Genomic DNA, 20055 nt, shown 5'->3' on the forward strand with positions numbered 1-20055 from the left:
TACTGGAGCGATGGACGATCTGGCTGACTTCCTGCGCACCCGCCGAGCCCGGGTCCGCCCGGAGAGCGTCGGCATCCGCGCCGACTCGCGGCGCCGGGTGACCGGGCTGCGGCGCGAGGAGGTCGCGCACCTGTCGGGCGTGAGCGTCGACTACTACGTCCGGCTGGAGCAGGGGCGGGCGCGGCAGCCCTCGGTACAGGTGCTCGACGCGCTCGCGCGGGTCCTCGGCCTGGACGAGGTGGAACGCGAGCATCTGCACCGGCTCGCCCGGCGGACGGTGGGCGAGCCCCGGCGGGCCACCGCGGCATGGCCGCGCCCCGAACTGCTGCGGGTGCTGGAGCTGATCGCCGACGCCCCGGCGTTCCTCATCGACCACCGGCTGACCGTGCTGGCCGCGAACCGCCTCGGCGACCTGCTCTACGGGCGGCCGGTGGAGGGCCTGAACATCGCCCGGCACGTCTTTTTGACCGAGGAGGGGCGGGCGCTGTTCGGCGACTGGGAGAACTGCACCCTCGACATCGTGGGCCATCTGCGGCTGGCCGCCGGCCGCTGCCCCGGCGACCGGGAGCTGGCCTCCCTCATCGGCGAACTCGCCATGCACAGCGAGCGCTTCCGGCAGCTGTGGGCGCGTGCGGACGTCCGCACCCGCACCCACGGCCCCAAGGCGTACCACCACCCGGTGGTCGGCCACCTGGAGCTGCACCAGGAGAACTTCGCCCTCCCGGACGTCACCGGCGCGGAGCTGATCGTCCAGTCGGCCGCCCCCGGCACCGCCGCCCACGACAGCCTGCGCCTGCTGGCCAGCCTCGGCGCGACGGACCGGCGAGCCCCGGTCGCAGGCCTGCCCGAGCGGGCGGGGGACGGCGCCTGACCCAGCCGGTCGCGGCGCCGCCGCCTGCGGCAGTCTGCGCCTGCTGGCCGGCCTCGGCGCGACGGACCGGGTGGCCCCGGCCGCCGGCCTGCCCGAGCGGGTGGGGGCGGCGTCTGGCTCGGCGGGTCGGTCTCGGCGCGACGGACCGGCAGGCCCCGGTCGCCGGCCTGCCCGAGCAGGCGGCGGGCGGGGCCTGACTCAGCCGGCCGCCGTCTGCGGGGCCTCCGGCGGCGGGGTCGGGGCCCCCGGCAGGCGGACCGTGGCGACCGTGCCGGTGCCCTCGGCGCGGGCCAGGGTGACCTCGCCGCCCGCCTGCTGGACCGTACGGGCCACGATGGACAGGCCGAGACCCGAGCCGGGCAGCGCGCGGGCGTCGGGGGAGCGCCAGAACCGGTCGAAGACGTGCGGGAGTTCGTGCTCGGGGATGCCGGGACCGTGGTCGCGGACGGTCAGCACGCCCTCGTGCAGCCCCACCTCGATCGTGCCGCCCTCGGGACTGAACTTCACCGCGTTGTCCAGGATGTTGACCACGGCCCGCTCCAGCGCGGACGGCTCCGCCCGCACGTACCAGGGCTCCAGGTCGGCGGTGATCGACAGCTCCGGGCCGCGCAGCCGGGCCCGGCGCAGGGCCGCCTCCACGGTGTCCCGGAACGAGACGACCTGCACCCGCTCACCGCGCTGCCCCTCCGAACGGGACAGCTCCTGGAGGTCGCCGATCAGCGCGGCCAGCTCCGTCATCTGCGCCTTCACCGAGGCGAGCAGCGCCTTGCGGTCCTCGGGCGGCAGCGGCCGGCCCGTCTCCTCGCTGCGGGTCAGCAGTTCGATGTTGGTCCGCAACGACGTCAGCGGCGTCCGCAGTTCGTGGCCGGCGTCCGCGATCAGCTGCTGCTGGAGGTCCCGGGAGCTGGCCAGCGAGGCGGTCATCGAGTTGAACGACCGGGACAGCCGGGCCACCTCGTCCTCGCTGTCCTCCTCCACCGGGATGCGCACGCTCAAATCCTCGGTGCGGGCGACGTGCTCCACGGCCTCCGTGAGCCGGTCCACCGGCCGCAGCCCGACCCGCGCCACCGCGAGCCCCGCCGCGCCGGCGCCGAGGACCCCGACGGCCGACACCAGCAGCAGGATCAGCGCCAGGTCGTTGAGGTTCTGCTGGGTGCTCTTGAGCGGCATGGCGACGAGCACGCCGACGTTGGGCCCGCGCTCGCCGGTCGACGACGCGGTGGCCAGCAGAGGCCGGGTGAGCACCCGTACGTCGTTGCCCTCGCTGTCGGTGCCGTTGCGGAAGTACAGCGTGCCGACGTCCAGGTTCCGGATCTCCGACTTGTCGGCCTCCGTGACATTGATCTTCACGGAGGCGCCCCCGAACAGACAGACCTTGCCGTCCTCCGTGACCACCTGGGAGTACCGGTCACGGAAGGGGTTGTCGGAGGGCGGGGTGTCCGTGCAGCGGGCGAGGGCCAGCAGCACCTGGTCGGGCTGCGTGGTGTTCTTCAGCGACTTGCGCAGGTCGTCGTCCACCTGGTCGTACAGTTTGCGTTCCACGATGAACCAGCAGGTCATCGACACCGCCGCCACCGCGAACGCCACCGCCGCGGCGACCAGCATCGCCAGCCGTGCCCGGATCGGCAGCGCCCGGTACCGGCGCAGCAGACGTTTCACTCGGCGCCGCCCTGCCTGAGGACGTAGCCCACGCCCCGCACGGTGTGCACCAGGCGCGGCTCGCCGCCCGCCTCGGTCTTGCGGCGCAGGTACATCACGTACACGTCCAGCGAGTTGGAGGACGGCTCGAAGTCGAAGCCCCACACCGCCTTCAGGATCTGCTCCCGGGTGAGCACCTGACGCGGATGGGCCATGAACATCTCCAGCAGGGTGAACTCGGTGCGGGTCAGCTCCACCGGCCGGCCGCCCCGGGTCACCTCCCGGGTGGCCAGGTTCATCCGCAGGTCGGCGAAGGCGAGCGCCTCGTCCTGCCGGGCCTCGGCGGACACCCCGGCCGCGTAGGAGCTGCGGCGCAGCAGCGCCCGGATCCGGGCGAACAACTCGTCCAGCTCGAACGGCTTGACCAGGTAGTCGTCGGCGCCCGCGTCCAGGCCGGTGACCCGGTCGCCGACCGTGTCGCGGGCGGTGAGCATCAGGATCGGGGTGGTGTCCCCCGCGCCCCGGATGCGGCGGGCCGCCGTCAGGCCGTCCATGCGGGGCATCTGGATGTCCAGCACGACCAGGTCCGGCCGGTAGGCGCCCGCCTTCTCCAGGGCGTCCGCCCCGTCGACGGCGACCTCGGTGGCGTACCCCTCGAAGGCGAGGCTGCGCTGCAGCGCCTCGCGCACGGCCGGCTCGTCGTCGACGATCAGGATGCGCTGGGGGTCACGGTCGCCTTCGGCGGGGCTCATCGCTCGCGGTTCCTCGGGGTGCGGTGGGGCGGGATGCGGACGTCTCTCAGCGTGCCACGTCACGCGGGCCGGCGAGGGACGCGCGGGCCGGTCAGGCCCGGACCGTGCTCAGCCGGTGCAGCGGAACCTTGCGGCGGTGCCGGCGGACGGCGGAGGTGCGCAGGCCCATCAGCTGCGGAACCGGGTTCACGGCCCGGGGAGCCACCTCCGGGGCGCGAGGCGCCGGAACATCGGGCACATGATGCAGCTCGGACACGATGGACAGGGCCAGGGTGAGGCCGGCGGGGCCGCGTTCGGCCATGCGGTGGGGAACGTGCTTGATCATGACCTGCTCCTTGCTGACTCGTGCGCCGGCTGGGCGCGTGAGTGGTCTAGCTGGTGCCGCCGGACCGCAGTGCGGCCAGGTCGGACTTGACGGTGTTGACCGGGATGGCGAAGCCGAGGCCGATGCTGCCCGCCGCCGAGGACGACGCCTGCGTACCGGACGAGTACATCGCGGAGTTGATGCCGATGACCCGGCCGTTCGCGTCGAACAGCGCGCCGCCGGAGTTGCCGGGGTTCAGGGACGCGTCGGTCTGTATCGCCTTGTAGGTGGTGGTGGACGAGCCGGTGTCGCCGTTGAACTCGCGGCCGCCGAAGCGGAACGGCCAGTCGCCGTCCTGGTCCTGGCTGTCGTCGGTGGAGACGGTGACGTCCCGGTCGAGGGCGGAGACGATGCCGCTGGTCACCGTGCCGGTCAGGCCTTCGGGGGAGCCGATGGCCACGACCGGGTCGCCGACCTGTATGGCGTCGGAGTCGCCGAGCGCCGCCGCCTTCAGTCCCTTGGCGCCCCGCACCTTGATCAGCGCGAGGTCCTTGGAGCTGTCGGTGCCGAGCACCTCGGCGGTGTAGCTCTTTCCGTCGCTGGTGCGCACCCTCACCGAGGAGGCGCCGGAGACGACGTGGTTGTTGGTGACGATCTCGCCGTCCGCGTCGACGATCACGCCGGAGCCGGTGGAGGAGCCGCCCGGGAGGGTCGCGTTGATCTCGACCACGCTCGGGCTGACCGCGGCGGCGATGGCGGCGACGTCGCCGCGCTTGCCGGTCGGTACCGCGGGGGCGCCGACGGCGGTGGTGGCGTCCTTGCCGGTCAGCTCCTGGACGGTGTAGGCGGTACCGCCGCCGACCGCCGCCGCGACGATGGCGACGGCCGCGAGGAGGGCCAGCGGTCCGCGGGTCCGCTTCTTCCCCGGCTCCGGCTCCGGCTCCGGGGCGGGCCCCGGCCGGTACGGCGGCGGGGGCGGCCACTCGGGGTGGACGGAGGAGGCGGGGGAGGAAGGGTACGGCTGCTGGTGAGTGCCCTGGCTCTCGGTCATGACAAAAGAGTCCCCCGCGACCATGAGAGCTTCCTGAGTGCACGCTGAGAAGCCCGGCAGAACCGTGTTTGCCCCATATAAAGACGGGGACCGGCGCCCTGCGGAGGGGGACCGGCGCGGTGTCGGGGCGCTACACGCACCCGCAGCTCGTGCGCACCACCAGCCGGGACGGGAACGTCTTCAGCCGCTCCCGGCGCGAGCCCGCCACCCGCAGCCCGTCGTCCAGGACCAGGTCGACCGCCGCCCGGGCCATCGCCGACCGGTCGGAGGCCACCGTGGTCAGCGGCGGATCGGCCAGCGCGGCCTCCTTGATGTCGTCGAACCCGGCCACCCCCAGCTCGCCCGGCACGTCGATGCGCAGCTCGCGCGCGGCCCGCAGCAGGCCGATCGCCTGGTCGTCGGTGGAGCAGAAGATCGCCGGGGGGCGCCGGGGCCCGGAGAGGATGTCCAGGGCGACGCGGTAGGCGTCGTAGCGGTTGTACGGCGCCTCGAACAGCCGGCCCTCGATGGGCAGCCCGGCCTCGGCCATGGCCCGCTTCCAGCCCTCGACGTGATCGGAGACCGGGTCGCCGACGGCCGGGGTCTCGGCCGTGCCGCCCATGCAGGCCACGTACTCGTAGCCGTGCTCCAGCAGGTGCCGCACCGCGAGCTGGGCGCCGCCGAGGTCGTCCGTCACCACGGCCACGTCGTCGATGGCCTCCGGCCGCTCGTGCAGCAGCACCACCCGGGCGTCCCAGGCGTCGATCTCGGCGGCGGCGAGGTCGTTCAGCGCGTGGGAGACGAGGATCAGGCCCGAGACGCGCATCCCGAGGAACGCGCGCAGATAGTGCACCTCGCGCTCGCCGATGTAGTCGGTGTTGCCGACCAGCACCATCTTCCCGCGCTCGGACGCGGCCTGTTCCACCGCGTGCGCCATCTCGCCGAAGAACGGCTGACGGGCGTCCGGGATGATCAGCCCTATGAGGTCGGTGCGCCGGGACGCCATGGCCTGCGCCACCCGGTCGGGCCGGTACCCCAGTTCCTTGATCGCGGCGAGGACGCGCTCGCGCGTGGCCGGGGCGACCGGCCGGGGTCCGTTGTTGATGACATAACTGACGACGGCGGTGGAGGTCCCAGCCAGCCGTGCCACGTCATCCCGAGTCACCTTGGCCACGCGCGGAGTCTACGCGGATGGACCCCTCCTGGGCAGGGCGTATCACCGGGCATCCCGGGCCGGAGAGCGCGGTGCCGGGGCCGGTCAGGCCTCGGCGTGCACCTCCGCGCCGGCCGGCACGGCGGTTGCGTCCGCATCTTCCGCCTTTGCCCGGGCGGCCTTGCCCTTGGCCTCGTCGGCGGACCGGTCGGTCTTCTCGGGCGTAACGAATCGATAACCCACGTTCCGGACGGTGCCGATCAGCGACTCGTGCTCCGGGCCGAGCTTGGCCCGCAGCCGCCGCACGTGCACGTCGACGGTCCGGGTGCCGCCGAAGTAGTCGTAGCCCCACACCTCCTGGAGCAGCTGGGCGCGGGTGAAGACCCGGCCGGGGTGCTGCGCGAGGTATTTGAGCAGCTCGAACTCCTTGAAGGTCAGGTCCAGGACCCGGCCCTTGAGCTTGGCGGAGTAGGTGGCCTCGTCCACGGACAGGTCGCCGTTGCGGATCTCCATCGGCGAGTCGTCGTTGACGATCTGCTGGCGGCCCATGGCGAGGCGCAGCCGGGCCTCGACCTCCGCGGGACCGGCGGTGTCGAGCAGGACGTCGTCGATGCCCCAGTCCGCGGTGACGGCGGCGAGGCCGCCCTCGGTGACGACGAGGACCAGCGGACAGCCGGGGCCGGTGGAGCGCAGCAGCTGGCACAGGCTGCGCACCTGGGGCAGGTCGCGGCGGCCGTCGACGAGGATGACGTCGGCGCCCGGCGTGTCGACCAGCGCGGGGCCCTCCGCCGGGGCCACCCGCACGTTGTGCAGGAGCAGGCCGAGGGCGGGCAGTACTTCTGTCGACGGCTGGAGGGCGTTGGTCAGGAGCAGCAGAGAACTCATATGTCTGGTTCCTCCTCGGTCCCTGCGAGGACGCTGTGCGGACGGGCACTGCTCTGCGATCCCGAAGGCCCCGTACACCCGCGGTCACCTGAGGTTTCCCGCTTCGTATACAACGCTTCCGAAAGCACAAAAGGACCCGGGGGCTACGCTGCCCGAGTCCTCTGCCCAGCAGAATAGCCCACATGAGCAAGCGACCGGCAGGTGATGTGGCACGATCCACCGTCCGTCCGAAGGGTGAGATGGGCGGAGGCGGTCCTATGCGGACTTTTCTGCGCACGGCCGACGGTGTTCCGGTCGAATCCGTATACGATCCGGGCGCCGCCGTATACGAAGGCTTTGCCGACCCTTTGGCAGCCTCTTCTTCGCCCTGTCGTGACCTGGTGTTCGTGATCGCCCACGGCTTCACCGGGGACGTGGACCGGCCGCACGTGCGCCGGGTGGCCGGCGTGCTGCGCCACCACGGCGCGGTCCTCACCTTCTCCTTCCGCGGCCACGGACGCTCCGGCGGCCGGTCCACCGTCGGCGACAAGGAGGTGCTGGACCTCGCCGCCGCCGTGGAGCGGGCCCGCCGCCTCGGGCACGCGCGCGTGGTGACCGTCGGCTTCTCCATGGGCGGCTCGGTGGTCCTGCGGCACGCGGCGCTGCGCCCCGGCTCGGTGGACGCCGTGGTCTCGGTGAGCGCGCCCGCCCGCTGGTACTACCGCGGCACGGCCCCGATGCGCCGGCTGCACTGGCTGGTCACCCGCCCCGAGGGCCGCCTGGTCGGCCGCTACGGCCTGCGCACCCGCATCCACCACCGCGACTGGGACCCGGTCCCGCTCTCCCCGGTGCGGGCCGTCCCGCGGATCGCCCCGACCCCGCTGCTCATCGTCCACGGCGACCGCGACGGCTACTTCCCGCTCGACCACCCCCGGACGCTCGCCGAGGCGGCCGGCGGCCACGCCGACCTGTGGATCGAGGCGGGCATGGGCCACGCCGAGCATGCGGCGGACGACGCCCTGGTGGCGCGGATCGCGGACTGGGCGGTGTCGGCGGCGGGCTAGCCTGACTCACACTGTCTTTGACTTTTCTTGTTCTTGCCGTCGATTGAGGATTCAGATGCCCAAGGTCACGGTGCGCTACTGGGCCGCCGCCAAGGCCGCGGCCCGGGTCGCCGAGGAGCCGTACGAGGCGGACACGCTGGCCGGCGCGCTGGCCGCCGTCCGTGAGCGCCACCCCGGTGAACTCACCCGCGTGCTCCAGCGTTGCTCCTTCCTCGTCGACGGCGACCCCGTCGGGACCCGCGCGCATGAGACGGTACGGCTGGCCGAGGGCGGCACGGTCGAGGTGCTCCCGCCGTTCGCAGGAGGGTGAGCATGACCGACCAGCCGTACCAGGGCGGCCCCCACCAGGGCTACGACCCCTATCAGCAGCCTCAGCAGCAGTGGCCCGGACACGAGGAGCAGTACGGCCACGACCCCGAGCTGACCCAGCAGTGGCAGGGCCAGACCTGGGAGACCCAGACGCACCCGGCGGTGCCGGCGGAGGAGACGTCGTACCCGCCGCGGCAGGAGCAGCAGCAGGCGTATCAGCAGCCGCAGGCGTACTACCAGCAGGCGCAGCCGCAGTACCGGCAGCAGCCCGAGTACCAGCAGCCGCAGTACCAGCAGCCTCATCCGCAGTACCAGGAGCCGGGGTACCGGCAGGGGCAGCAGCCTCGGCAGCCTCAGCAGTACGCCGATCCGTACGCGGGAGCGTATGAAGGGGCGCACGCCGGGAACCCCGGCGGTTCCTACCCCGGGGTGTACACGCCGGCTCAGGAACCCGAACCGGCCCCCGCTCCCGCCCCGGTCCCTGCCCCGGCGCCGACCCCGGCCGGCCCCGCGGACTCCGGCGGCTCCGGCGACTCCGGTGACGAGCCCGCCTACGGCCCCGCCACCCTCGCCGGCAACGCGCGGATCACCGACGCCCAGCGGGCCCGCCTGGAGGGCCGGTCGCCGATCATCGAGCCCGGCATGCAGCCGGCGGCGCTCACCGCGCTGCTGGGCCTGCTGCTGGCCGCGGCGGCGCCCATCGCGTCGTACGCCCTGGTCGTGCCGCTGGTGGTGCTCCAGGCGGTGACGGCCGCGGGCTGGTTCCGGCTGAACGGCATGTGGCCCGCCCGGCAGGGCATCGCGCTGGCCTTCGCGGGCGCGCTGACGTCCGACGTGGCGGTCCTGGCGGCCGGGCCCGACCACGCCCTGGTGGCCATCCTCGGACCGCTCGGCCTGTGGGTCCTGCTCTCCCTCGTACTCCAGCTGCGCTCGCACGCCTCGCCGGACGAGCGGATGTACGGCCTGATGGCGACGGTGGTCTCGGCGGCCCTCGCGGTGCTGGCCACCGGCTATCTGGCCGCCGGCTCCCACGAGGTGTCGGTGGGCGCGGCGGCCGTCGCGGTGGCGGTCGTGGCCCGCGCCCTGCCGCTGCCGGGCCCGGCCCGGGTCGTGGTCGCGCTGCTCGCCGCGGCGGGCGCGGGCGTCGTGGTGGGCGGCATGACCGGCTTCGGCACCAAGGGCGCCGTCCTCGGTGCGGCGGCCGGGGTGTGCGCGCTGATCGGCCACCGGGTGGCGAGCTACGACTACCCCTCCCGCTTCGTGCACTTCACGGCGGGCGTCGCCCTGCCGCTGTCGGCGGCGGCCCCGGTGGTGTGGGTGCTGGGCCGCGCGCTGGGCTAGCCCCGCCCGCCTTGCCGAGGGCATATGGGGGCCGGACGCATCGGGCCAATCAACCCGGTCACACGGCCCCCTTCCGCCCCACGAGTACCGACTGTTCGGTCGGGCCGGCCCTCCGTGAGAACTTCCCCGGTGCTCCCTGTCCCCGCCGTCGGCCCGCCGGCCTGCGCTTTTCCCGGTCACCGGGGTTCGTGCCGACGCTCTTGGCCATAAAACGCGCTCTTGGGATCACCACCCGTTGATCAGGCTCTGGGCCGTATCTAGCCTCTTCAGGAGTCTTCACCGGGCCCAGACGCGCGTCGTCTTCGCCGAACACGAAAATCCCCAGCCGAGCATGGGAGATCACCGTGAGCAGCAATGGGCAGGAAAGCACTGTCGTCAATCCCCTGGAGCAGAGCGCACTGCGCCGTATGGCGCATCACTACCACCGGTACGGCATCGTCACCGTCACCGATCTGATTCGGGAAGACGTCCGCAAAAACGTGCGGGCCGAGGCGGACCGGCTGCTGGAGAAATACGCCGAGCGGCGTGACCTCCGCCTCCAGACCACCGGATACACCCGCCGCTCGATGTCCGTGGTGCCGAGCGAGACGATCGCCGGCAACAGCGAGCTGGTCACCTCGATCTACGCGAATCCGGAACTCCTCGGCGCGCTGGAGCGCATAGCCGGCGAGAAACTGCACCCCTGCCCCAAGGCCGACGAGGAATTCCTCATCACCCGGCAGGAACGGAGCGGGGACACGCACGGCTGGCACTGGGGCGATTTCAGCTTCGCCCTCATCTGGGTCCTCCAGGCCCCGCCCATCGAAATCGGCGGCATGCTCCAGTGCGTCCCGCACACGGAATGGGACAAGTCCGATCCGAGGATCCACCAGTATCTCGTCGACAACCCCATCCACACCTACCACTTCCTGTCGGGCGACGTGTACTTCCTGCGCACCGACACCACGCTCCACCGCACCGTTCCGCTGCGCGAGGACACCACCCGCATCATCCTGAACATGACCTGGGCGGGCGACCGGGACCTGCGGCGCGAGCTGGCGGGCGACGACCGCTGGTGGGAGGACGCCGACGTGCCGGCGGCCGCCGCGCTGGACGACTGACCGGCCACCGCACCCGCGCCCGGCAAGGGCCCGACGCACGACTGCCCCCGCTCTCCTCCGCTTTCTCCCGCGACGAGGGATCACCATGACCGATCTGAACACCCCGGAAACCAAGCCGCTGACGGACCACTTCGACCACGTGGAGCCGGGAATCCGCCGGCGGATCGCCGTACAGGACCCGGAGGTCAAGGAGTACCTGGACGGCGTGCTCACGAAGATCGCCACGCACCGCGGCGTCGAGCACCCGTACCTGAACGCCTACCGCACCACGGCGCTCACCCCCGAGCAGGAGCGCCTGATGTACAGCGAGTGCTACTACTTCTTCCGCTACCTCCCCTTCTACATCACGGGGATGGCGGTCAAGACGCGGGACGAGGCGATCCTGCGGGAGATCATCCTGAACGTCGCGGACGAGGTCGGCGGCGAGGTCACGCACTCCACGCTCTTCGCCGACTTCCTCGCCCGGATCGGCATCGACAAGGAGCACCTCGAAGCCTACGAACCGCTGGAGGTCACCAAGCGGCTCAACGACGGCATCCGGATCCTGTACACCGAGTCGCCGATCCACAAGGCCCTGGGCGCGCTGTACGCCGACGAGACCATGTCGTCCATCATGGTGTCGAAGATCAACGACGGGCTGCGCAACCAGGGGTACGACGCGGACCTGCGCCATTTCTGGCAGCTGCACATCGACGTCGAGGTGGGGCACAGCAACTCCGTCTTCAACGCCATCGCCCCCTATGTCCACTCGCCGGCCACCCGCGCCGAGTTCGAGGCGGGCGCCTACGAGTTCCTCGGGCTGGTGGAGGACTACTGGGACGGCGTGCAACGGCTCGTGGGCCTCGACGCATGAGCCAAGCGGTATCCGGCACCACCGGGCCGGCCGGCGGCCCGCGGCACATCGCCGCCGGCCGGCCCGTGCCCGGCTCCGTGCACTCGGTGTCCGTCTCGATCCCCGACGTGGCGTCGGTCATCGGGTACGAGTCGGGCGACGCGGCCACCCTGAGCCGTATCTCCTGGGGCTATCCGCGCTTCCGCCCCCACCCGTACGTGGTCCGGGTGGCGGAGCTGGCCGCCCGGGAGGACCCGGGCAAGGAGCGGGACGGGGTGCTGCTGCCGACCCGCTCGGCGCGGGCCGCGCGGGCCGCCGCGGCCTTCGCCGGGCTGCCGCCCGACGCGGCGCGCGACCTCACCGTCGGCGGACACGTCCTGTCCGGGGTGCGGCTGCCCGCCCAGGGGCCGCGGGCCGCGCGGGCGCGCGCCCACGTCACGCACACCGGCGGCCACCTGTCCTCGCGGCAGGCGGAGGATGTGCTGTGGGACGCGGGCCTGCTCGACGCCCGGCAGCCCGAGGAGACGGCGGACGCCTCGCCCGCCCAGGCCGTCACGGCGGCCCTCGCCGAGGCCTACGGCGTGCCCGGACCGCGGTACGTGGCGCTGCGCAACAGCGGCATGAACGCGGTGACGGCGGCCATCGAGGCGGTCACGCGGATCCAGCGGGACAGCGGCCGGAACCGCTGGCTCCAGCTCGGCTGGATCTTCTTCGACACCATGCACCTGTTCGGGAAGAAGGTCGTGGACGCCGAGCACACCACCGTGCCCGACCCCTTCGACCTGGCGGAGGTCGCCCGGGTGGCCGCCGCGCACGCGGGCGAACTCGCCGGCATCATCGCGGAGATCCCCGGCAACCCGGGGATGGGCGTCCCCGACCTGCCGGCGCTGCGCGAGATCGCCGACCGGGCCGGCTGCGCGCTGGTCGTCGACGCCACGATCGCCACCCCGCACAACGTCGACGTGGTGCCGTACGCCGACGTGGTCTGCGAGAGCCTGACCAAGTACGCCACCGGGTCGGCGGACGTGCTGACGGGCGCGGTGGTGGTCGCTCCCGGTTCGCCGTTCGCCGAGGACCTGCTGACCCTGCTGCCGCGGTACGGCGACGAGCCCTACCGCCGCGACACCGCCCGGGTGGCCGCCCGTATCCGCGGCTACGCGGAGCGGATGGCGCGGGTCAACGCGAACGCCCTGGCCCTCGCCGAGTGCCTGGACCGGCACCCGGACGTCGTCCGGGACACCGGCTGGGCGTACGACGTCCGGTCCGCCGCCAACTACCGCAAGGTGGCGCGGGATTCCGGCGGCCCCGGCGGGGTGCTCCTGGTGGATCTCAAGGTCCCCCTGGAGCTGGTCTACGACCGGCTCGCGGTGGCCAAGGGGCCCAGCTTCGGCGCGGAGTTCACCATGGCCTCCCCGCAGATCTTCATCGCGCACTACGACCTGCTCACCACCCCCCGGGGGCGGGCCGCGCTGCGCGAGCGGGGGCTGCACCGGGACATGCTGCGGGTCTCCGTCGGCACCGAGCCGCCGGAGCTGATCGTGGAGACCTTCGAGCGGGCCCTGCGCCCCGACTGACCGGCGCCAGGGGAAGAGGGCGGGCCGGGACCCCCGGACATCCGGGGCCCGGCCCGCCGTCACCCGGCGGCGGGCCGCAGCAGCGCCGTCCGGGCGGCCTCGCTGTAGCGCTCGGCCGCCCCGAACGTCGGCGCCAGCGCGGTGAGTTCCACGAAGCCGCAGGTCTTCAGCGCGCCCAGGACGTGCAGCGCGACGCCCTCGCCCCGGTCGCGGCGGTAGAGCAGGTCCTCGGCGCGCAGCCGCGCCACCGCGGTCTCCGGGTCGAGCCGGCCCAGCGCCCCGGGGTCGAGGATCCGCCCGTGCACGTAGCACATGGCCTGCCCGTCCGGCCGGCGCAGCCGGCCGTCGGGGCCGACGTCCCGGCCGATCAGGGCCTCGGCGTAGCGCAGCACATGGCTGGGGCCGACCTTGCGCAGATTGATCTCCACGGCGAGCGGCCCGCGGCCTTCGGAGATCACGAAGTCCACGCCGTAGCTGCCCCGATGGCCGAGCGAGGCGAGCACCGCGCCCGTCCGGGCCACCGCGTCCATGATGGCGGGCCGCCACCGCTCCGCGGCCGGGTACCGGCAGCCCCAGTACTGGCCCCCGGAGAGCACCTGGTCGTGGCAGGCGAGCACCTTCACGGCGCCGTCGGCGCCCACGCGCCCCTGGCCGCTGGGGGAGGAGGCCACGTCGTGCAGGAACTCCTCCACGATCACGCCCTCGTCGGCCAGCTCCCGGTGGAACTCCTCGGCGGACATCCGCAGGACCTCGGCCGAACCGAGCAGGTCACCGGTTTCGGCGTACTTCGCGCAGTCGATCAGCACATTGCCGACGGAGGCCGCCCAGGTGCTGGCGCTGACCTTCACCAGCACGTGCCGCGGCCGGTCCGGGCCGCCGGCCAGCCGCCGGATCGCGGCGGCCACCTCCTCCGCGCGGCGCAGCGCCTCGGCCCCGCCGCCGGGCACCGGCACGCCGGCCCGCAGCAGGAGCTCCTTGCTGCCCGCCTTGCTGCCCCAGCGGGCGGCCAGGGAGGCGTGCCCCTCGTCCAGGCCGGCCCCGGTCCTGCGGGACAGCTCGTCCAGCGCCTCGGACGCCATGAAGTGCACGATGTCGGCCCGCGCGGTCTTGCCGACGGCGTCCCGCAGCGCGGCCACGAGGCCGTCGTCGCCGAGGACCAGGTCGTCCAGCGGGCGCGGCCGGCGGGTACCGGGGGTGAGCAGGGTCAGCCGGTCGCGGGCGCTTTCGATCATCCGGTCGTCAAAACCGAAAACATCCCGGAAATGATATTCGAGGGTGTAGGGGTCGACGGGTTCCGAGGTCACGACGACGGCTCTTTGCTCCGGATCACGCAGGCTCCACAGAAAACCCAGGCTCCGCTCGGCGGAGTAACGCAGATACGGCACCTCTTCCAGCATGCGATCGGCGTAGTTGAGCGCGTAGATCAAGATCTGCGTGTAACCGGAATCTGCCATACGGGGAGATTAGGGGCGACGTCTGGGAAGTGGTAGTGGAATAGCCCGTTCCGGTGGTCCTGGAATTCACCCTCGTCATCGCGTATTCAATTTGACGCTTTCTTCTGGCACATGCCGAAGGGCCGCACCCCCGTCGGCGTCCAACCCCGGGGATGCGGCCCTTCAGCCGTCACAGTGAGCCCTGTCGGTACGAGCCCGGTACGAGCCGGTACGGCCCGGTCCGCTCAGACCGCGATGGCGACCTCCGCGAGCCCGCCCTTCTGGGCGACGACCGTACGGTCCGCGGTCGCCCCCGGCACCAGGGCGCGCACGGTCCACGTGCCCTCGGCCGCGTAGAAGCGGAACTGGCCGGTCGCGGAGGTGGGCACCTCCGCGGTGAACTCGCCGGTCGAGTCCAGCAGTCGGACGTAACCGGTCACCGGCTCGCCGTCGCGGGTCACCTGACCCTGGATCGTGGTCTCACCGGGCTTGATCGCCGAGGCGTCCGGGCCGCCGGCCTTCGCTCCGCACATGTCGTACTCCTGAGGGGTTGAGGGGGCGGAATTACTTGTTGGCGCCGAGCTCGATCGGCACGCCGACGAGGGAGCCGTACTCGGTCCAGGAGCCGTCGTAGTTCTTGACGTTCTCCACGCCCAGCAGCTCGTGCAGCACGAACCAGGTCAGGGCCGAGCGCTCACCGATGCGGCAGTAGGCGATCGTGTCCTTGGCGAGGTCGACGTTCTCCTCGGCGTAGAGGGCCTTCAGCTCCTCGTCCGACTTGAATGTGCCGTCGTCGTTGGCGTTCTTCGACCACGGGATGTTCCTCGCGGACGGCACGTGGCCCGGACGCTGCGACTGCTCCTGCGGCAGGTGGGCCGGGGCGAGCAGCTTGCCGGAGAACTCGTCGGGCGAGCGGACGTCGACCAGGTTCTGCGCGCCGATGGCCGCCACGACGTCGTCGCGGAAGGCCCGGATCGAGGTGTCCTGCGGCTTGGCCTTGTACGCGGTCCTCGGGCGCTGCGGCACCTCGTCGCCGGCCACCAGCTCGCGGGCGTCCAGCTCCCACTTCTTGCGGCCGCCGTCGAGGAGCTTGACGTTCTCGTGGCCGTAGAGCTTGAAGTACCAGTAGGCGTACGACGCGAACCAGTTGTTGTTGCCGCCGTAGAGGATCACCGTGTGGTCGTTGGCGATGCCCTTCTCCGACAGGAGCTTCTCGAAGCCCTCCTGGTCGACGAAGTCGCGGCGGACCGGGTCCTGGAGGTCCTTGGTCCAGTCGATGCGGATCGCGTTCTTGATGTGGTTCTTGTCGTAGGCGGACGTGTCCTCGTCCACTTCCACGATGGCGATGGTCGGGTCGTCCAGGTGCTCCTGGAGCCAGTCGGCGTCGACCAGGACGTCGCTGCGGCTCATGCTTTTTCCTCCGGGGCAGTCGCGGCGGGGCGTGCGGGTGGAAAGGGGTGCGCTCGGCGCCCGAGCGGCACACGGATGCCCTGACCGGCAGGGCGGATGAGGATGCGGGAGCCGGGGGCTTCCGCTCAGAAGGGGCGACAGAGCATGGCGGCCACGCGGCACAGGTCCACTGCCCGCCGCTTGGTGAGATCCGCCTGTCCCCGCGGCCGGAGGACGCTCGTCGAATACCGCATGGGGCCGATCGTAGGGACGACGAGGCGGGCGTGTCACCGGTGTGTCATATCGCGAGACGCGATCGTCCGGATGGCGGGACGACAAGAGCGTCCGGCCGCCCCCCGAGGGCTCGCCGGACGCTCCTGTGCGGTACCGCGGCTACGCTGCGGACGCGCGCGTCTCGCCCATCGGACGATCGCTGTCCATCACGGGATTCCGGGCCCCTACCCCGCCAGCCGGACGTCCGAACCCTTCACGCTGATCTCCACGCCCTTGGGGGCCGCCTGCACCTTGTCCAGCTTGATGCCGCCGGGCAGTTGGTCGATGGCCTGCTGGAAGTCGGTGATCGTGCGGATGCGGTCCTCGGCGATCACGGCGCCGGCCAGGCTGGGCAGCGAGTCCGCGTGCACCTCGACCCGGCCGTCCACCACGCTCACCGAACTCAGCACGGACACCGTCTGCTTGATCCCGAGCGCGGGCGCGGACAGCTCCACCGCCACCTTGATCTTCCCGTTGCCGCCGTCGGAGAGCCCGGTGACCCGGGCGCTGGCCCCCGGGGCGACCTGGGTCGGCTCCGACTTGGCGGTCTTCAGCAGCTCGGCGTAGGAGACCGTCCCGGTGCCGGTCGCGGTGGCCGCGGTGGCGGAGCTGTAGTCGCCGGAGAACTCCACACCCTTCATATGGGCCTTCAGGTCCTCGACCCGGATCGTCCGGCCGGCCTTGCCGGTGGCCGCGTCGTACTCCCCGATCCCGACCTCGACGTCGTCCAGGGAGCCGCCCGCGAGCTGGGTGAGGAACGGGAACCCCTTGATGTCCACGTCCGGGGTCTCGGCCAGGCTCTCGGTCGTCTTCAGCTTGTCCGCGGCCTCGCCCTCGGCGAAGTGGACGGCGACCCGGTCCGCGATCACGAACAGCACGCCCAGGATCACGACGACGATCAGCAGTATGCGCAGGCCTCGCATGGGGTTCCCCCGGGTCGGTGGTGGTGGCGGTGGTGACGGGCGTCCGGTACGGATACGCCACGGTAACCCCGCCGGGCCCGGCCGCCGGGGAATTGTGGATCAGTTGTGACAGGGCCGGCCGGTCCTACTCTGGAGGCATGTACACCCGGCGACGGCACCTCTACTTCGCCATGATGGGGACGTGCATCGGCCTCTTCGTCCTGGCCTGGTCGGTCGTACGCCTCTGGTCCGTGCCCGCGGCCGTGGGCCTGTGCGTCGTGGCCATGGTCATCCCGCCGGTCGCCGCGATGGTCGCCAACCGGCGTGGCCCGGAGGACCGCTGGTGGGACGACCCCTCGGGCGACCCGGAGTCGGACGAGTGGTGGGACGAACTGGACGGCAGGAAACGCCCGCGCCCCTGACGGATGCCCCGCCTCAGTAGACGAGCGCCTGGGTGTCGTCGCCCAGGGCCTCCTGCACGAACACCTGCGCGCCCGCGATCCGCACGCCCTCGATGACGTCCTTCTCGGTGATCTCCCGGCGCGCGGCGCACTGCGTGCACAGCGTGATCCGCCCGGCCGCGAGGACCGACTCGATCAGGTCGGGCAGCGGCGCGGCGTGCGGCAGCTCGAACTCGGCCGCCCGCCCCGGCAGCGCGAACCACGACGACTCCCCGGTCAGCCACAGCGAGACATCGACCCCGCTGGCCACGGCCACGGCGGCGACCGTGAACGCCTGAGAACACCGTTCGGGGGCGTCCGCCCCGGCCGTCACCTTGATAACGAGCTTCTTGGTCATGCCGGAAGCGTAGTCGCGAGGACGATCGTCACGACCAGCACGGCGAGACACAGCAGGCAGAGCGCGCCGCTCACCCGGGCCCCGTCGACCCGGTGCCGCCCGCGCCGGTGCCGGGCACGGGTGCCCGGGTGGAACGGCGGGATGGCGTAGGCGGGGTCGAGGGGCTCGCGGTACCGGGGCACCAGCCCCTGGTCCTGCCGCCGCCAGCACTCCTCGTAGGGCAGCCCGTCGCGGTTCATGCGCCGTGCTCCTTCCGCAGGTGCCGGCGGAGCAGCACGTTCGCGTCGGTCTCCGCGCTGCGGTCGCACTCCGTCCGTGCCGCGTCCCGCCGCTCGGCCAGCCTCAGGCAGACGGGGCAGCCGGGCACCGGCGTGGGCGGTCGGCTGAGATCGCGGAGGGACGGGGGCAGGGTCGGCAGGATTGGTGCGGGACGGCCCTCCCACTCCGGGTGCGTCGTCATCATGACCTGCTCCTTTCCAGAACGCCTGTGCGCAGCGCACCTGTCGGGCTACGCTGCGTGTTCGGACGCCTACGAGCATGGCGCGTGCAAAGGGCGTTCGGGCTGTTGAGCGGCCCAACTTCCATGAGGGGCCGGGCAAATTCAACAAATTCAACAGGAGCGCGATGCCACAGCGTTTGGCGGTCACCGGACGGAGCCAGGAGCCGAGGATGCGGTTCGCCGAGGAACTGCGCCGCCTGCGGACCGAGCGCGGCCTGAGCCTGCGGGACCTCGCGAAGGCGGTCGGCTGGGACGCGTCCCAGTTCAGCAAGATGGAGAGCGGCCAGACCCTGGGCGGCCCCGAGATCGTCCAGGCGCTGGACCAGTACTACGGGACACCGGGCCTGCTGGTGACCTTGTGGGAACTGGCGGTGGCGGATCCCACGCAGTTCAAGGAGCAGTACCGGCGGTACATGATGCTGGAGGCCGAGGCGGTGAGTTTGTGGCAGTACTCCGTGAGCAGGCCGCCGGGGTTACTTCAGACAGCCGGGTACGCCCGCGAAGCGCTCGCTGCGGGTGGTCTCAAGGGCGACGAGCTGGAGCAGCAGGTAGACGCTCGCACCGGACGGCGGAAGGTGCTGGAGGGGGACGATCCGCCACCGTTCCGCGTCCTCCTGTCCGAAGCCGTTCTGCGGAACTCGCTACGCGACCCTCGGGAGTGGAGAGGGCAATTGGAGCACTTGGCGGAGGCTGCGGCACAGCCGAACATCAGCCTCCACGTGCTGCCGTTCGGTTCCGGCCTGCACGGCCTGGACAGCACCGACGTCATGTTCCTGAGGCTGCCGGGTGGCCGTACCGTGGCCTACGTAGAGACCGACGTGCACGGCGAACTGATCGAAGATGTAAGCAAGGTTGAGCGATTCCACCGCACATATGATGCGGTGCGCGACCTGGCCCTCTCTCCCGCCAAGTCGCAGAAGTTCATCCTGAGGATGTTGGAGGAAGTGCCGTGCGAGCCACTGACCTGAGCCACGCGACATGGCGCAAGAGCAGCTACAGCAACTCGGACGGCGGTAACTGCGTAGAGGTCGCCGACGGCATCCCCTCCGTCGTCCCCGTCCGCGACAGCAAGGCCCCCGCTCGCGGCACGCTCCTCTTCCGGGCGGACGCCTGGGCCGCCTTCGTGGACGGGATCAAGCCGGAGCGCTAACCGGCGCGAGGGGCTCTGCGACTATGCGCCGTTGATGCTCCGTCCCTCCTCGGACGACGCTCCGAGCGTCTGTGGAGCCCACTCTGTGGAGGAGCGAGCGATGGCACTCAGGTTCCTTGGGATCTGGCCCAACACCCCGGACGACGGGTCGCCGACGATCTGGCTGGACGACACCTCGGGCGACCTGATCATCCAGTCCTGGAAGGCCGATGAGGCGACCGTCCGTGAGGCGCAGGAAGTCGGGTCCGTACCTGGTCACTCGACGGACATCCCGGAGCATGAGACGGTGATCCTCAGCGGTGCACCTTGAGATGCGGGACAGCTACATGCGGGACGATCCTGAGTTCATCCGTTGGCAGCACGGGCACCGCTACGACCCGGCCGACCGCGAGTCGTGGTGGCGGCCCTGGCTGGACGTGGTGGCCGAGGCGACGGGCCGGGGCGTGGTCATGCGACGTCTGCGCGTGGTCTCCGAGCCGCTGAGCGACTATGTCCGGTACGAGTACGACGGCACCTTCACGAACGTAGCGGCCGGTGAAGACGTGCGCTGGCTGCCCCGGTCGCGAGCGCGTGATCTTCTCTTGCCCGCGTTGGACGGCTGGGTCATGGGTGGGGAGACCGTGATCCTGCACCACTTCAGCGGTGACGGTCAGTGGACCGGCCCACGGATGGAGGTCTGTCACGATCCGGGGCTGGCCCACCAGTACGTACGGGCGTACGAAGCGGCGTGGGAACGCGCCGTTCCGCACGCGGAGTACCAGCCCGCCTGACGGTCGCAC

At 71.8% G+C, this 20055-nt stretch carries 26 protein-coding genes; 12 read left to right on the forward strand and 14 right to left on the reverse strand.

Going from position 1 to position 20055, the window contains the following annotated elements; translation table 11 throughout:
• Positions 1-10 precede the first annotated feature (10 nt).
• Entirely contained in the window at positions 11-871 is an 861-nt protein-coding gene (locus ABD350_RS25110; RefSeq protein ID WP_344350603.1) for a helix-turn-helix transcriptional regulator, read from the forward strand.
• Positions 872-1069: 198 nt separating this feature from the next.
• Here ABD350_RS25110 and ABD350_RS25115 read toward each other — a convergent pair whose 3' ends face one another.
• From ABD350_RS25115 to ABD350_RS25140, 6 genes are all read right to left on the reverse strand, one after another.
• Positions 1070-2530, reverse strand: coding sequence for a HAMP domain-containing sensor histidine kinase (locus tag ABD350_RS25115; RefSeq protein ID WP_344350604.1), 1461 nt, complete (start codon positions 2528-2530; stop codon positions 1070-1072).
• Complete coding sequence (locus tag ABD350_RS25120) at positions 2527-3261, reverse strand: response regulator transcription factor (RefSeq protein ID WP_344350605.1); 735 nt, start codon at positions 3259-3261, stop codon at positions 2527-2529. The genes ABD350_RS25115 and ABD350_RS25120 overlap by 4 nt, the downstream gene beginning before the upstream one ends.
• A gap of 91 nt (positions 3262-3352) precedes the next feature.
• On the reverse strand, positions 3353-3586 hold the full coding sequence (locus ABD350_RS25125; protein WP_344350606.1) for a hypothetical protein: 234 nt from the start codon (positions 3584-3586) through the stop codon (positions 3353-3355).
• 46 nt (positions 3587-3632) lie between these two features.
• Complete coding sequence (locus ABD350_RS25130) at positions 3633-4616, reverse strand: S1C family serine protease (RefSeq protein WP_344350607.1); 984 nt, start codon at positions 4614-4616, stop codon at positions 3633-3635.
• A gap of 130 nt (positions 4617-4746) precedes the next feature.
• Positions 4747-5769 carry a LacI family DNA-binding transcriptional regulator gene (locus ABD350_RS25135; RefSeq protein WP_344350608.1) on the reverse strand — a complete coding sequence of 341 codons (1023 nt, stop codon included), beginning with the start codon at positions 5767-5769 and terminating at the stop codon, positions 4747-4749.
• Between the two features lie 84 nt (positions 5770-5853).
• Positions 5854-6633, reverse strand: a complete 780-nt coding sequence (locus ABD350_RS25140) for a winged helix-turn-helix transcriptional regulator (protein ID WP_344350609.1) — start codon at positions 6631-6633, stop codon at positions 5854-5856.
• Between the two features lie 182 nt (positions 6634-6815).
• Between ABD350_RS25140 and ABD350_RS25145 the strand changes: the two genes are divergently transcribed.
• The 6 genes from ABD350_RS25145 to besB all read left to right on the forward strand — a co-directional run bounded on the left by ABD350_RS25145 (position 6816) and on the right by besB (position 12832).
• Complete coding sequence (locus ABD350_RS25145; RefSeq protein WP_344350610.1) at positions 6816-7676, forward strand: alpha/beta hydrolase; 861 nt, start codon at positions 6816-6818, stop codon at positions 7674-7676.
• A gap of 55 nt (positions 7677-7731) precedes the next feature.
• Positions 7732-7986, forward strand: a complete 255-nt coding sequence (locus ABD350_RS25150; protein WP_344350611.1) for a MoaD/ThiS family protein — start codon at positions 7732-7734, stop codon at positions 7984-7986.
• A 2-nt stretch (positions 7987-7988) separates the two neighbouring features.
• Positions 7989-9326, forward strand: a complete 1338-nt coding sequence (locus tag ABD350_RS25155) for a hypothetical protein (protein WP_344350612.1) — start codon at positions 7989-7991, stop codon at positions 9324-9326.
• 344 nt (positions 9327-9670) lie between these two features.
• Positions 9671-10426: an L-lysine 4-chlorinase BesD gene (besD, locus tag ABD350_RS25160; RefSeq protein WP_344350614.1), complete on the forward strand. Its 756-nt coding sequence runs from the start codon at positions 9671-9673 to the stop codon at positions 10424-10426.
• An 85-nt stretch (positions 10427-10511) separates the two neighbouring features.
• The gene (gene besC, locus ABD350_RS25165; protein ID WP_344350616.1) at positions 10512-11279 is read left to right on the forward strand and encodes a 4-chloro-allylglycine synthase BesC; all 768 of its coding nucleotides are present in this window, start codon (positions 10512-10514) and stop codon (positions 11277-11279) included.
• Positions 11276-12832: an L-2-amino-4-chloropent-4-enoate dechlorinase/desaturase BesB gene (gene besB / locus ABD350_RS25170; protein ID WP_344350617.1), complete on the forward strand. Its 1557-nt coding sequence runs from the start codon at positions 11276-11278 to the stop codon at positions 12830-12832. Before besC ends, besB begins: the two co-directional genes overlap by 4 nt.
• A gap of 59 nt (positions 12833-12891) precedes the next feature.
• Here besB and besA read toward each other — a convergent pair whose 3' ends face one another.
• The 5 genes from besA to ABD350_RS25190 all read right to left on the reverse strand — a co-directional run bounded on the left by besA (position 12892) and on the right by ABD350_RS25190 (position 16850).
• Complete coding sequence (gene besA / locus ABD350_RS25175) at positions 12892-14286, reverse strand: L-propargylglycine--L-glutamate ligase BesA (RefSeq protein WP_344350618.1); 1395 nt, start codon at positions 14284-14286, stop codon at positions 12892-12894.
• A 224-nt stretch (positions 14287-14510) separates the two neighbouring features.
• Complete coding sequence (locus ABD350_RS25180) at positions 14511-14798, reverse strand: DUF1416 domain-containing protein (RefSeq protein WP_030792004.1); 288 nt, start codon at positions 14796-14798, stop codon at positions 14511-14513.
• A 31-nt stretch (positions 14799-14829) separates the two neighbouring features.
• Entirely contained in the window at positions 14830-15675 is an 846-nt protein-coding gene (locus ABD350_RS25185) for a sulfurtransferase (protein ID WP_344350620.1), read from the reverse strand.
• A gap of 125 nt (positions 15676-15800) precedes the next feature.
• A complete protein-coding gene (locus ABD350_RS38010; RefSeq protein WP_351326910.1) occupies positions 15801-15908 on the reverse strand; it encodes an Ms5788A family Cys-rich leader peptide in 108 nt (35 codons plus the stop codon).
• A 204-nt stretch (positions 15909-16112) separates the two neighbouring features.
• The gene (locus ABD350_RS25190; RefSeq protein ID WP_344350621.1) at positions 16113-16850 is read right to left on the reverse strand and encodes an LmeA family phospholipid-binding protein; all 738 of its coding nucleotides are present in this window, start codon (positions 16848-16850) and stop codon (positions 16113-16115) included.
• A 137-nt stretch (positions 16851-16987) separates the two neighbouring features.
• Here ABD350_RS25190 and ABD350_RS25195 point away from each other — a divergent pair, with 137 nt between their 5' ends.
• Positions 16988-17251: a DUF3099 domain-containing protein gene (locus ABD350_RS25195; protein ID WP_344350622.1), complete on the forward strand. Its 264-nt coding sequence runs from the start codon at positions 16988-16990 to the stop codon at positions 17249-17251.
• 13 nt (positions 17252-17264) lie between these two features.
• Here the strand turns inward: ABD350_RS25195 and ABD350_RS25200 are convergent, their stop codons facing one another.
• The 3 genes from ABD350_RS25200 to ABD350_RS25210 are packed head-to-tail and all read right to left on the reverse strand — an operon-like array spanning position 17265 to position 18090.
• Complete coding sequence (locus ABD350_RS25200) at positions 17265-17627, reverse strand: DsrE family protein (RefSeq protein ID WP_344350623.1); 363 nt, start codon at positions 17625-17627, stop codon at positions 17265-17267.
• Positions 17624-17866 carry a hypothetical protein gene (locus tag ABD350_RS25205; RefSeq protein ID WP_344350624.1) on the reverse strand — a complete coding sequence of 81 codons (243 nt, stop codon included), beginning with the start codon at positions 17864-17866 and terminating at the stop codon, positions 17624-17626. The genes ABD350_RS25200 and ABD350_RS25205 overlap by 4 nt, the downstream gene beginning before the upstream one ends.
• Positions 17863-18090, reverse strand: coding sequence for a hypothetical protein (locus ABD350_RS25210; RefSeq protein WP_344350626.1), 228 nt, complete (start codon positions 18088-18090; stop codon positions 17863-17865). The genes ABD350_RS25205 and ABD350_RS25210 overlap by 4 nt, the downstream gene beginning before the upstream one ends.
• 161 nt (positions 18091-18251) lie before the next feature.
• Between ABD350_RS25210 and ABD350_RS25215 the strand changes: the two genes are divergently transcribed.
• From ABD350_RS25215 to ABD350_RS25230, 4 genes are all read left to right on the forward strand, one after another.
• The gene (locus ABD350_RS25215) at positions 18252-19094 is read left to right on the forward strand and encodes a helix-turn-helix domain-containing protein (protein ID WP_344350960.1); all 843 of its coding nucleotides are present in this window, start codon (positions 18252-18254) and stop codon (positions 19092-19094) included.
• A complete protein-coding gene (locus tag ABD350_RS25220) occupies positions 19076-19276 on the forward strand; it encodes a DUF397 domain-containing protein (protein ID WP_344350628.1) in 201 nt (66 codons plus the stop codon). Before ABD350_RS25215 ends, ABD350_RS25220 begins: the two co-directional genes overlap by 19 nt.
• A 100-nt stretch (positions 19277-19376) precedes the next feature.
• Complete coding sequence (locus ABD350_RS25225; protein ID WP_344350629.1) at positions 19377-19586, forward strand: hypothetical protein; 210 nt, start codon at positions 19377-19379, stop codon at positions 19584-19586.
• A gap of 16 nt (positions 19587-19602) precedes the next feature.
• Positions 19603-20046 (forward strand): DUF6879 family protein, encoded by a 444-nt coding sequence (locus ABD350_RS25230; protein ID WP_344350630.1) that lies wholly within the window; start codon positions 19603-19605, stop codon positions 20044-20046.
• Positions 20047-20055: the final 9 nt, after the last annotated feature.

This window comes from Streptomyces nogalater (assembly GCF_039532885.1).
Lineage (GTDB): Bacteria > Actinomycetota > Actinomycetes > Streptomycetales > Streptomycetaceae > Streptomyces > Streptomyces nogalater.